The organism is Kribbella kalugense (genome assembly GCF_004365875.1).
GTDB lineage: Bacteria > Actinomycetota > Actinomycetes > Propionibacteriales > Kribbellaceae > Kribbella > Kribbella kalugense.
On the sequence record NZ_SODF01000002.1, the window covers coordinates 1,627,925 to 1,640,376 of the forward strand.

Genomic DNA, 12,452 nt, shown 5'->3' on the forward strand with positions numbered 1-12,452 from the left:
TTGGGCTTGGGCGGGAATTGTCGGGTGGCGGCGCTAGGGTTGCCGGGTGGAAGCGCCCCTTGCCTTGTATCGCCGGTACCGCCCGGAGACGTTTGCGGAGGTGATCGGGCAGGACCATGTCACGGCGCCGTTGCGCAACGCGTTGAGTAACAACCGGGTCAATCACGCCTATCTGTTCTCCGGACCGCGCGGGTGTGGGAAGACCACCAGTGCGCGGATCCTCGCCCGGGCGATCAACTGTGAGAAGGGCCCGATCGCCGAGCCGTGCGGGGTGTGCAAATCCTGCACCGACCTGGCGCGCGGTGGTCCCGGCAGCATCGACGTGATCGAGATCGACGCGGCGTCGCACGGTGGTGTGGACGACGCCCGCGATCTGCGCGAGCGCGCGTTCTTCGCGCCGGTCGAGAGCCGCTACAAGATCTACATCATCGACGAGGCGCACATGGTGACCACGCAGGGCTTCAATGCCCTGCTGAAGCTGGTCGAGGAGCCGCCGCCGCACCTCAAGTTCATCTTCGCCACCACCGAGCCCGACAAGGTCATCGGGACGATCCGGTCGCGTACGCACCACTACCCGTTCCGCCTGGTTCCGCCGAAGATCCTCGCCGACTACATGGCCAAGCTGTGTGAGGCGGAGGGCGTCTCGATCGAATCGGCCGCATTGCCGCTGGTCGTGCGCGCCGGCGCCGGTTCGGTACGTGACTCGTTGAGCGTGCTGGACCAGCTGATCGGTGGAGCTGGGCCGGGCGGCGTGACGTACGAGCTAGCCGTTGCGCTGCTCGGGTTCACGCCGGACTCGTTGCTGGATGCGTGTGTGGACGGGTTCGCGGCACATGACAGCGCGGCGGTGTTCGAGACGATCGAGAAGGTCATCGAGACCGGTCAGGACCCGAAGCGGTTCGCCGAGGACTTGCTGCGGCGACTGCGCGATCTCGTGGTGCTGTCCGCCGTACCGAATGCTGTCGCGTCCGGTCTGATCGAAGCCGCCGAGGACCAGGGCGAGCGCCTGCAGACACAGGCCGCCGGGATCGGTCCGGCGGAGCTGACCAGGGCCGCGGACATCGTGGCGGCTGGCCTCCTGGAGATGCGCGGTGCGACCGCCCCCCGCCTCCAGCTGGAACTCATCTGCGCAAAGGTCCTCCTCCCCGGCGCCGACGATTCCACCAACGGCATCCAAGCCCGCCTAGACCGCATGGAACGCCGCCTCACCATCGGCACCCCCGCAGGTACGCCGGACACGGCACAGCCGGGCTCCGGTACGACGGCGTCAACCCAACCAGCTCGCGGTACGACGGCCTCCGCCGAGCCGGGTCCAGGTCCGGCAGCCTCGGCCCAGCCAGGGGCCTTCGCCGAGCCGGGCGTCGCTGATACGGCGCCTTCCAATCAGCCAGCGTCCGGCGCGGGTGCTTCCGGTGCTGGCGGAGGTGCGACCGGCGGAGGCGCACGCGGAGCGGATGCTGCTACGAGCAGGTCAGCAGCGCGAGCCGCTGCAACCGGTGAGAGCGGGGAGCGGGCCGACGGCTCTGCCGGGACCCCATCTGCAGGTGCTGCGGTTGGTGGAGGCGAGGCAGGTGGAGTCGCCGGTCCAAGCGGAGCTGCTGGTGTGGGCGGAGCGGACGCCGATGGTGCCTCCGCGACAGCAGATCACTCCACGGCGGATGCAGCAGGCGCAGGTGGTGGAGCTGGGGCAGCAGGTCCGGCCGCTGCGTCGGTCAGCTCCACGGCTGGTAGTGCGGGCTCAGCTGCGGGTGGTGGACGGACTGGTGCTTGGGGAGATGGAGCTGCGTCTCCGGTCAGCGCAGCGCCCGCCGAGGTGGGAGGTTCTGCCGCCGGTGGTGCGGGAGCGTCTGAGGCTGCCCCGTCGGCTGCTGCTGGGATCAGCGGGACTGCCGGTGGAGCTGTTGGGTTGGCCGATATTCGGCGGTTGTGGCCTGAGGTTTTGGAGGCCGTGAAGACTAAGCGGCGGTTCGCTTGGATCATGTTGAGCCAGAACGCGCAGGTCATCGCGATCGACGATCAGACGCTGACGCTTGGGCTGGTGAACGCGGGAGCCCGCGAGAGCTTTGCGCGGTCCGGGAGTGACGAGATCCTTCGGCAGGCGATGGTCGACACCATCGGCGTCGACCGGCGGGTCGAAGCCGTGGTCGATCCGTCCACTGACCCAGGCGCCGGCGGATCCGCCGGCCGACCGGGCGGTCAGGGTGGTACGCCAGGCGGTCATGGTGGCGGTGGCGGTACGTCGGGTGGTCACGGTGGAGGCGCCCCTGGCGGGACCGGTGGTGGTGCGCAGGGTGGCAGCGGTGGTGGACACGGGCCGGGCGGAGGCGGTGCGGGAGCAGGTGGTCCCGATGCGGGCGTTCCGAGCGCGGGCGGTGCCGGCGGTCCTGGTGCAGGCGGATTCGGCGCGGCTGGGCCGGGAGTAGGCGGCGCGGGCGCGGGCGGTGCTGGTGTGGATGGTCCCGGTGCTGGTGATTCCGGTGTGGGCGGGTTGGGCGCCGGAGGTGGCTCTGACGGGGCCGGGGCGGCTGGCGTTGGCGGAACTGGAGCAGGTGCCGGCGGGTTCGGTGCCGGTGGATCTGGAGGGGCGGGGCTCGGGGACGGTGCTGCTGGCGTGGCCGGCGGTGGTGCGGGAGCTGCGGTCGGTGCGACGGGTGGGGGCGTAGGCGATTCGGCGGGCAGCTTCGGTGGTGGCTCGGGTGCTGGCGGGACTGGCGGTGGACCGGGTGCGTCGGATGCTGGCGGGCCTGGCGGTGGCCCGGGTGGGCCGGGCCGTGGTGCGGCGGGACTGGGCTCGGGTGGGTCGGGTTCGCGTGGAGCTGGTTCGGGCGGCGCGGGCTCAGGTGGAGTCGGTCCAGGCGGAGCGGGTTCTGGTGGGGCCGGTGTAGGTGGAGTTGGGGCGGGTGGGGCTGGCCCGGGAACCGGTGGTGGGCGGTCGGGGCAGTGGGGGGAAGGGGCGGGGGCTGCGGTTGTTTTGCAGGAGCCGCCGGATTCGGAGTACGACGTACCGCCGGGGGTGGATCCGTGGGAGGACGGGCCTGGGGGGCGGGCGGCTCAGCAGCCGACCCGACAGCCAAGTCAGCAGACTGGCCAGCAGGCAGGGCAGCAGGCAGGGCAGCAGTCGGGGCAGCCGGTTGTTGATCGGCGGGAGCAGGCTGCTAGTAAGCGGCGCGCTGCTGAGGCAGCCGTGGCGGCTGAGCAGGCTCGGCGGGCGGCTGAGGTTTCGGCTGCGCCTGAGGTGGCGCTGACTCCGGAGGAGGAAGCGGACGCGATCGGCGAGGATGACGTGGTGCTGGAGGAAGACTCGCGGTCGCATACCGATCTGCTGCGGGAGACGCTTGGCGCTCAGATCATCACTGAAGAGCCCAACTGAGTTCAGCCGGATCGAGCCGGCGCTCTGAGGCCCGGCCGTGGCCCAGGCGTGCAGTTGAGCGCACTCGGTGCCGACCGTGATGGTCTGGCCGTCGGTCGAGGTCGCGGTCGTTGAGTTGGATGCGCCGGCGGGGAGCTACAGGCGCGGGTCGCTCGGGACTGCCACAGGGCTGTCCACAGGTGTGGCGGTGGTGGGGCGGTGGGGGGTGTGCGTGGTTCGCAGGGGCGTGGGGAAGGGTGTGCACAGGGGTGTGGATAAGTTTGGGGAGACTGGTCGGTTTCTGGGGGTGGGTGGGGTTGTCGGGGGGACCGGCTAGTGTTGAGGCTCCGGCTGTCGGCGGCGTGTCGGGGGCCGGGTAGGAAGCTCGGGCTCGGGAGAGCGGTTCGGACGAGGAGATCGCAGTGTTCGACGGTGGCGGTGCTGGGGGCTTCGACATGTCCAACCTGCTCGCGCAGGCGCAGGCGATGCAGAACCAGCTGATGGAAGCGCAGGCAGACCTCGAGGGTCAGGAGATCGAGGGGTCGGCCGGTGGCGGTTTGGTGACGGCACTGGTGTCCGGCACGGGCGAGCTGCTCAGCCTGAACATCAAGAAGGAAGCCGTCGACCCGGACGACACCGAGACGCTGGCCGACCTGGTCGTCGCCGCGGTGCGTGACGCCTCGGAGAACGCGAAGCAGGCTGCGGCCGCCGCGATGGGTCCGCTGGCCGGTGGGCTGGGCGGAGCGTTCGGTGGCGACGGTGGATTCCCCGGCTTCGGCGGTGGAGAGCCGGCCGGCGGGCAGTCCGCTCCCGCTGGATTCGGACTGCCCAGCGCGACGCCGCCCGCGGTCGAGTCCGGCGGGACCGCCGACGACAGCGAGCCAGGCGACGACAAGCGCGATGACAACCGCGATGACGGGCGCGATGACAATCGGCCAGGCGGCACCAGCCAAGCAGGCGATGAGAGCCGCGGCGGGGTCGGACCGGCGGGTGGCACGAGCAACGGTGGCGTCGGGTTCGTGAACCCAGGGGCCGGCGAGTCCGGCCGGAACCCGGGCTGACGTGTACGAGGGGGCCGTTCAGGACCTGATCGACGAGCTTGGGCGGTTGCCCGGTGTGGGTCCGAAGTCAGCGCAGCGGATCGCGTTCCATCTGCTCGCGGCCGACGAGACCGACGTACGGCGGCTTGCGCATGTGCTCGTGGAGGTCAAGGAGCGGGTCAAGTTCTGCGAGATCTGCGGCAATGTCGCGGAGGAGCCGCAGTGCCGGATCTGCCGTGACCCGCGGCGGGACCTGGCCCTGATCTGTGTGGTCGAAGAGGCCAAGGACGTGGTGGCGATCGAGCGCACCCGCGAGTTCCGTGGCCGGTACCACGTGCTCGGCGGGGCGATCTCGCCGATCGAGGGGATCGGGCCGGACGAGCTGCGGATCAAGGAACTGATGCAGCGGCTGGCCAGCGGTGAGGTGACCGAGATCATCCTGGCCACCGACCCGAACCTGGAGGGTGAGGCGACGGCGACGTACCTGAGCCGCCTGCTGCGGCCCATGGGGTTGCGCGTCACCCGTTTGGCTAGTGGACTTCCTGTAGGCGGTGACCTCGAGTACGCCGACGAGGTCACACTCGGACGGGCGTTTGAAGGGCGACGATCGATCGATGACTGAACCAACCGATATTGCAGAGCTGGCTTTGAGTACGGACTCCGAGGACCTCGAGGAGTTCGCCGAACAGATCGCCGATCAGGTCCGGAGCTTCCTGATCTCGGTCCGCGACATCGCCGCGCAGCCGGACGAGGACGGGGTCGACGAGGGCCTCGCCTCGCTGCCGTACCTGCTGCTCGAGGTGAGCCAGCTGCTGCTCGCCGGCGGCCGGCTCGGGGCGTTCGAGGACTTCGTTCCCGAGGAGCGGTTCGAGAGCGACGCCGGTCCGGATCCGGATCTGGACGCGATGCGGGACCGGCTCGCGGTGCTGTTCGAGGGCCTGGACGAGTACGCCGAGGTCTTCGACCCGTACGCCGCTCCGCCCGAGATCACCGTCAACCGGCTGTCCGACGACCTCACCGCGATCGCGACCGACCTCGTGCACGGTCTCGCGCACTACGAGGACGGCCGGGTCACCGAGGCGCTGTGGTGGTGGCAGTTCTCCTACGTCTCCACCTGGGGTGCCGCGGCGAGCGCCGTACTGCGGGCCATCCAGTCGCTGATCGCGCACGACCGGCTGGAGCCGGCCCACGACGCGGAGACTGAGGCGACCGACCGTGAGCTGGTCGAGGTCGCGGAGGAAGCCGTCCAGCGCCGCTGAAGTTATCCACAGGTCGCCTCCGGCCGGGGCGCGCGAGGACTGCCTCATCACATACGGTGAGGGCTCGATCCCGGTCAGGAGGCGGAGATGCAGCAGCAGGTGGACTCTGGTACGTCGTTCACGACCAAGCGCACGCGTGCTGTGGTCGTCGCAGTGATCACGACGCTGCTGGTCGTCGTTGTGTTCCAGCCCTGGCGGCTGAACTTCGACGACTACCCGGTCTTCCAGACAATCTTTCTCATCCTGGCCGCGATCTGTCTGAGGCACGCGGTCCGCGGCTGGTACAGGGTGCTGCGTGGCCGCAGCGAACTGCAGATGACGCCGGCCGACCTGACCATGACGTACCGCGGACGTCAGCTGACGATCCCGTGGTCCGAGGTGGCCGACATCCGCATCGAGGGCAAACCGAAGACGCCGTGGGTCGTCGCGCGACTGAGTCCTGCTGTCGATCGTGCCGCCGTGCCGGTGAGGCGGCGCCGCGACGGTTCGTACAAGCTGTTCCCGATCGCGCACGGGCAGCCGAGCAAGGAGCGGCTGCAAACCCGGGAGCGGCTGCGATCGGCGATCATGGGCTGCGGCCGCCGCTACCTCGAGCCTGATCAGCGCGTGGCCTGACTGGTGCCCGGGCCGACTGGCGCGTGGAGCTGGCGGTCGGTTGAATGGCGCGCGTGGCTGTTCATGAGGTGATTCAGCGGATGCCGGACCTCGGCGCCGTTCGGCGGGTCAGTCGGGCGTTGGCGGTGCTTGATCTGGTGCTGAACGAGGATCCGAGCACCAGGTACTTCCAGTTCGACGCGCGCTGGTCCGAGACCGAGGAAGCCGCGTTGATGCGGGACGGGTCCGGGAACGAGTACTCGATGGTGTTCTCGCCGGACGGCGCGTTCGCCTACGGGTTCGATCACGAGTCGCCGATGTCGCCGTACGCGAACGACCACAAGCTGTGGCCCGGTCTGATCGACGGCGTGCCGGAGGTGTTCCACAGCGCGCGGGACGAGAAGGCTTTCAGCGACGACGGTGTGCCGCGGGCGACGGTGTGCTTCTGGCGGACCACGAGAGACACGGCCTGGCGTTGTGGTCCAGTGGAGAACGTCGAGGCCGACGGAGCCGACTGGCTGTTCGAGTTGGTGGCCGACGGACGGCCGGAGGCGTACCTGACCTTCGCTGAGGAGTACTACGAGGTGGCGCTCGACCTCGAGCCGATTCGGCATGTGTACGCGCTGATGCCGCTGACGGAGTACGTCGTGACGGTGCTGAATCCGCAGCGGCAACTCAGTGATCTCGCCGAAGGGATCGCCGAGATCGGTTACCCGCGGTCCTGAAGCGCGTTAGCGTGACGCCCGATGACAACGCATCCACAGGATCCGGCCGTGGTCGGGTCGTTCGCGATCCAGGGCCGGCTCGGCCGTGGGGCGATGGGTGCGGTCTACCTTGCTCATTCGCCGGGCGGCCGGTTGGTCGCGGTCAAGGTGGTTCGCGAGGAGCTCGCCGATGATCCGGGCTTCCGGGCTCGGTTCGCACGCGAGATCGACGCAGCCCGGAAGGTCGGCGGGGCGTTCACCGCGGCGGTCGTCGATGCCGATCCGAACGCGGACCGTCCGTGGCTGGCAACGGAGTACCTGCCGGGACCGACGCTGCAGAAGGCGATCGAGACGTCCGGGCCGTTGACGCCGGACGGAGTGCAGTCGCTCGCGGGCGGGCTGGCCGAGGCATTGATGGCGATCCACGCGAGCGGTCTCGTCCATCGCGATCTCAAGCCGTCGAACATCGTGCTCACCGACAACGGGCCGCGGGTGATCGACTTCGGCATCGCGCGGGCGCTCGAGGAGACGAGTCTGACGGCGACCGGTCTGGTGGTCGGTACGCCGGGATACCTGTCGCCGGAGCAGATCACCGGGACGGGGATCGGGCCGGCGAGCGACCTGTTCGCGTTCGGTGCCGTGCTGGTGTTCGCTGCGTCGGGACGCGGTCCGTTCGCGACCGGGACTCCTGCGTCGTTGCTTCACCGGATCGTCAACGAGCAACCGCACATCCCGCCGCTGCCGGGTCCACTGCACGACGTCGTACGCCGATGTCTCGCCCGCGACCCCGCTCAGCGCCCGACGCCCGCCGAAGTACTGCAAACCCTTAGACCCACAGCATTCCTGAACCAGCCCACCATCCCCGTCACGCCCCCGACAAAGATCCTGCCGCCACAAGCCCCACCCTCAACAAAGGTCCTACCGCCTCCATCAGCACCCGCCCAGCCTCCGCCAGCGCAAGCCCCGCTTCCACCAGCGCAAGCCTCGCGTCCGTCCGCGCAAGCCGCGCTTCCGCCAGCGCAAGCCTCGCGTCCGTCAGCGAAAGCCCCGCGGCCGCCGGCTCCGGCACAACCGGTGGGCGCGAGCTTCGCGACGAGTCGGGTGCGGCCGGCGGTGTTCGCGGCGATCACCACGTTCGTCGCGCTCGCGTTCATCCCGTCCGACCCGCGAGTCCAGGCCCACCCGGCCCTCGCGACGCTTTACGGGCTGGTGTCCCTCACCTTCTGGTACTTCGCCATCCGCCACTGGATCCTTGTACTCAGACCGAAAGTCGTCCTTCGCCTGTCTCCACAGGGATTGACGGTCAACCGCGCGTACCGCGAAGCCACCATCCCCTGGCGCGGCGTCACCCGGCTCCACGTCGGCGGCGACGCCAAACACCCGTGGCTGATCGCCTGGCTCGAACCGCCGTACCAGAACCAACTCCCCGTCTCGCATCGCCGCCACCACGGCGGCCTGCGGATCTACCCGATCGCCCACGGCGCCACCCGCACCCGCCGCCAGACCCAGGTCAACGAACTCCGCGCCGCCCTCAATTGGTACGCGGGCCGGATCCACGACAATTCCTACTGATGAACATCCGGCCAGCCACCGCCGCCGACAGCCTGAAAATCAGCGAGCTGCTCATCGCGTCGTGGGGCAGTCACATCGCGGTCGCTCACGGCGTCGCGTACGACGTCATGACGCTGCCGGCCATCGTTGCCGAGGAGGACGACCGGATCGTCGGCCTGCTCACCTACAACCTGCAGGACCAGGAGTTCGAGGTCGTCACGATCGACGCCCTGGCGCAGCATCGCGGTGTCGGTACTGCGCTTCTCGCGGCTGCGACCGAGGTCGCGCGGGAAGCAGGAGCGCGCCGCCTTTGGCTGGTCACCACCAATGACAACCTCGACGCGCTGCGCTTCTACCAACGTCGCGGCCTGCGCATCGTCGACGTTGGGCCCGGCGCCGTCGACGAGTCCCGCAAGCTCAAACCGACGATCCCGCTCACCGGCGCCTACGACATCCCGCTCCGCGACGAACTGGTCCTCGAGCTCCGACTGACCGACTAACCCGGCGAGGCGGACCGACTGATCCGGTGAGGCGGACCGACTGACCCGGCGAGGCGACCGACTAGTCCGGCAGCATCGGCATTTCTAGACCCTGCCGCTTGCCGAGGAGGACGCCTCGGGTGATGGCGTTGGTGCCGAACTTGTCCTTGACCTGGTCGAGCGCGCTGTCGAGCTCGTTGTTCGCAGCCTTGTCGAACGGCAGAGCCAACTGCAGCGCCGCCTCGTTCTCCAGATTGCCCACAGAGATGCCGATCATGGTCAGCCCCTGAGCAGCGATCAACGGATGGGCAGTGCGGAGCAAGGCGCGGGCCGTCACCAGAATCGCCCGAGTCTGATCCGTTGCCTGCGGCAACGTATGCGAACGAGTAGCGCGGCTGAAGTCGTCGAAGCGCAGCCGCAGCGTGACCGTCCGCCCGGAACGCTCCGCGCTACGCATCCGGCGCGTGACCCTGTCGACCAGTCCGGCCAGCACCGCGTCCAGCGTCGCCGGCGACTTCGGCGAACGCCCCAGCGCCCGCTGCGAACCGATCGATCGTCGCCGCCGCCCGACCTCGATCGGGCGCGGATCGCGGTTGTGCGCCAAAGCGTGCAGGTGCCGACCGGACGCCCGCCCGAGCATCGCGATCAGCGCGGCCTCGGGCAGCATCGCAACATCGCCGACCTTGGTGAGCCCACGACTCCGCAGCTTCTCCGCCGTCACCTCGCCGACGCCCCACAGCCGCGAAACATCCAACGGATGAAGGAATTCCAGCTCCCGATCCGGCTCGACCTCGAGCAACCCGTCGGGCTTCGCGACCCCGCTCGCCACCTTCGCCAGGAACTTCGTCCGCGCCACCCCGACCGTGATAGGCAGCCCCACCCGGGACAGCACCTCGGCCCGCAAGCGTTGCGCGATCTGCACCGGCGTACCGCGGATCTTCCGCAAGCCGGCCACATCGAGGAACGCCTCGTCGATCGACAACCCCTCGACCAGCGGGGTCGTGTCCTCGAAGACCTTGAAGACCGCCTTGCTGGCCTCGGAGTACGCCGACATCCGCGGCTCGACCACGATCGCGCCGGGGCAGCGGCGCATCGCCTGCCCGCCGTTCATCGCCGTCCGCACGCCGAATGCCTTGGCCTCGTAGCTGCAGGCGAGCACCACGCCGGCGCCGACGATCACCGGCCGTCCGCGCAAGCGCGGGTCGTCCCGCTGCTCGACCGACGCGTAGAACGCGTCCAGGTCGGCATGCAGGATCGTCGCCCCGCGCGAGCCCGGTAGTTCCGACACGAACACATGTTCGCATACAGCGCCGACAAAAGAGATAGGGAGAAATCCCGACGCGGCACACCGGTTTGTCAGGACAGAATGCAGCCTATGGACCTGTCGGCGTACCGCGAGCTCTGGAAGACCCACGGTGTCGTGGCCCTACTGGCCTCGGCGCTGGTCGCGCGGATGCCCGTGCTGGCGACGATGGTCCCGCTGTCGTTCCTGGCCAAGGACGCGGCCGGCAACTTCGGCTGGGCCGGTGTGGTCGCAGGCGCCTATTCGATCGGTACGGCGGTCGCCAGTGTGGTCTGGTCCCGGATGGCGGACCGCAGAGGTGCGCGAAAGGTTGTCATCGGCACCGGGATGGCCTGGGGGCTGTGGATGGCAGTGCTCGCGTTGCTGCCGTACAGCTGGTACCGGCTACTCCCACTCGCCGCTGCGATGGCAGGTGTGTTCGTAGCGCCGGTCACGTCAGCACTGCGCGCCAACTGGCCGCGCATCGTCAGCGGCCCGAGGCTGCGCGCCGTCTACTCGATGGACGCCACCGCGCAGGAGCTCCTGTTCGTCTTCGGTCCCATGCTCGGCGCGATCATGGTCAGCTTCGCCAGTCCGCGGGCTGGTCTGCTGACGTGTGCAGTCACGGCAGCCGCCGCCATCTGGTGGTTCGGGCTGAACCAGCAGCCCGCCGTACCGCACGACGAGACGACCGGGCCGCGTCCCACTGCCTGGCAGTTGATCTTCCATTCGCATCGCACGCCGATCCTGCTCGCCTGGGCCTGTCTGGTGATGGGGTTCGCGTCGATGTCGCTCGGCATGGTCGCCGTGGCCGATGAGCACGGCAACCGACTGATCGCAGGCATCCTCGAGACTGTGGCCGCCGTGGGCAGTGTCACCGGCGGCGTCATCAACGGTGCGCTCCCCGGAGGTCGTACGTCGGCCGTGTGGAGGCGGATGCTGGCGTTGTCCGCCCTGGTCACGGTCTGCATCTTCGTGACGTCGTCCGTGGTCGCACTGGCGGTAGCGATGTTCGCGACGGGCTGCATGATCGCACCGACGGTCGCGGCCCTCTACGAGCGTGTTGGTGCACTCACGCCGACCTCCGCGCATACCGAGATCTTCGGCTGGACGCAGAGCGGCGGGATGGTCGGTTCGGCGATCGGTGCGGCCGTCGCCGGTGCGGTGGTCGAGGCGGGCGGCGTTCGCTACGCGTGGGTCCTGACGGCCGGTCTCGCCGTACTCGCGACCCTGTCCCTGCTCCGCGTTCCGCCCCATCGGCCGGCCGAGACCAGTGCCGTCGAAGGCGCGACCGTCGCGGCATAGCGGACGCGATAGTTCGCTTCCAGTACGCCGTTGTTGCGGGCGCACATCGAGATCAGTCGGAGCAGCCGGCGGTCCAGCAGCATGCCGCGACCTGCGGCGACCGGGTGGATGAGCAGCGAGACCTCGTCGATCAGTCGCCAGCGCAGCAATGAGCGGACCAGAGTCAGACTGCCGATCACATACAGGTCGTCGCCCGGGATGGCCTTCAAAGCAGTCAGGACCCGGCGTGTGTCGCCCTGCAGAATCTCGGTGCCGGGACGGGCCACGATCGGCCGGGATCCGACCACAAGGTTGCGGGTGTGCTCGAGTCCGGTCAGCGAACCGGCGTACCGGTCGAACGTCCGCCGGCCGAGCAGCACCGTCTCGGCCGCACCCACCAACTGCCCGAGTGCAGGCTGAGGATCGGACAGCCACTGCTCGGGTCGTTCGACGATGCCATCTTCGGACATGCACAGCCTGGCGACGATGTTCCGCATACCAAGCCAGATGCAGGCGGGGGACCGAAGGTTGTCAGTCCTTTCGCCGGGCGCGGTGCAGCTCGGTTTCGAGGGCGTCGAGCCGGTTGGTCCAGAACTTGCGGTACCGGTCCAGCCAGGTGTCGATCTCGCGCAGCGGACCGGGGTCGACCGCGTACAGCCGCCGGGTGCCGTCGACGGTCACGGTCGCGAACCCGTTGTCCCGCAGTACCCGCAGATGCTGCGACACCGCGGGCTGGCTGATGCCGAACTCCGCGCCGATCGTGCCGGCGATACTGCCGGCCGGCAGCTGGCCGTCGGCGAGCAGCTCCAGGATCCGGCGCCGGACCGGATCGCCGAGAATATCGAACGCGTGCACCACACCAGTATTTCAGTGATGACTTATATGAACAAGTCGCCGGACGGTTTCCGGT

General features: G+C 69.1%; 12 protein-coding genes. 9 read left to right on the forward strand and 3 right to left on the reverse strand.

Translation table 11 applies throughout. From position 1 onward, the window contains the following. Positions 1-46 precede the first annotated feature (46 nt). From EV650_RS41150 to EV650_RS25790, 8 genes are all read left to right on the forward strand, one after another. Positions 47-3,370, forward strand: coding sequence for a DNA polymerase III subunit gamma and tau (locus EV650_RS41150; RefSeq protein ID WP_134121573.1), 3,324 nt, complete (start codon positions 47-49; stop codon positions 3,368-3,370). Between the two features lie 401 nt (positions 3,371-3,771). Continuing rightward, a complete protein-coding gene (locus EV650_RS41510; RefSeq protein WP_369409960.1) occupies positions 3,772-4,410 on the forward strand; it encodes a YbaB/EbfC family nucleoid-associated protein in 639 nt (212 codons plus the stop codon). A gap of 1 nt (position 4,411) precedes the next feature. Then, positions 4,412-5,011: a recombination mediator RecR gene (gene recR, locus EV650_RS25765; RefSeq protein WP_134121574.1), complete on the forward strand. Its 600-nt coding sequence runs from the start codon at positions 4,412-4,414 to the stop codon at positions 5,009-5,011. After that, a complete protein-coding gene (locus tag EV650_RS25770) occupies positions 5,004-5,648 on the forward strand; it encodes a DUF5063 domain-containing protein (RefSeq protein WP_134121575.1) in 645 nt (214 codons plus the stop codon). The genes recR and EV650_RS25770 overlap by 8 nt, the downstream gene beginning before the upstream one ends. An 87-nt stretch (positions 5,649-5,735) precedes the next feature. Further along, positions 5,736-6,263: a hypothetical protein gene (locus EV650_RS25775; protein WP_134121576.1), complete on the forward strand. Its 528-nt coding sequence runs from the start codon at positions 5,736-5,738 to the stop codon at positions 6,261-6,263. 44 nt (positions 6,264-6,307) lie between these two features. Continuing rightward, positions 6,308-6,967, forward strand: a complete 660-nt coding sequence (locus EV650_RS25780; RefSeq protein WP_238174449.1) for a hypothetical protein — start codon at positions 6,308-6,310, stop codon at positions 6,965-6,967. Positions 6,968-6,988: 21 nt separating this feature from the next. Continuing rightward, positions 6,989-8,518 carry a serine/threonine-protein kinase gene (locus EV650_RS25785; protein WP_134121578.1) on the forward strand — a complete coding sequence of 510 codons (1,530 nt, stop codon included), beginning with the start codon at positions 6,989-6,991 and terminating at the stop codon, positions 8,516-8,518. Continuing rightward, positions 8,518-8,997, forward strand: a complete 480-nt coding sequence (locus EV650_RS25790; protein WP_134121579.1) for a GNAT family N-acetyltransferase — start codon at positions 8,518-8,520, stop codon at positions 8,995-8,997. The genes EV650_RS25785 and EV650_RS25790 overlap by 1 nt, the downstream gene beginning before the upstream one ends. Positions 8,998-9,058: 61 nt before the next feature. On the opposite strand, the gene dinB is transcribed toward EV650_RS25790, so the two are convergent. Continuing rightward, positions 9,059-10,264 carry a DNA polymerase IV gene (gene dinB / locus EV650_RS25795; protein WP_134121580.1) on the reverse strand — a complete coding sequence of 402 codons (1,206 nt, stop codon included), beginning with the start codon at positions 10,262-10,264 and terminating at the stop codon, positions 9,059-9,061. Between the two features lie 87 nt (positions 10,265-10,351). Between dinB and EV650_RS25800 the strand changes: the two genes are divergently transcribed. Next, on the forward strand, positions 10,352-11,563 hold the full coding sequence (locus EV650_RS25800; RefSeq protein WP_238174450.1) for an MFS transporter: 1,212 nt from the start codon (positions 10,352-10,354) through the stop codon (positions 11,561-11,563). On the opposite strand, the gene EV650_RS25805 is transcribed toward EV650_RS25800, so the two are convergent. Both EV650_RS25805 and EV650_RS25810 read right to left on the reverse strand, forming a co-directional pair. Continuing rightward, positions 11,446-12,039, reverse strand: coding sequence for a dihydrofolate reductase family protein (locus EV650_RS25805; protein ID WP_134121582.1), 594 nt, complete (start codon positions 12,037-12,039; stop codon positions 11,446-11,448). The two genes, EV650_RS25800 and EV650_RS25805, sit on opposite strands and share 118 nt — an antisense overlap. Before the next feature lie 34 nt (positions 12,040-12,073). Next, positions 12,074-12,397, reverse strand: coding sequence for an ArsR/SmtB family transcription factor (locus tag EV650_RS25810; protein WP_134121583.1), 324 nt, complete (start codon positions 12,395-12,397; stop codon positions 12,074-12,076). Between the last annotated feature and the right edge of the window lie 55 nt (positions 12,398-12,452).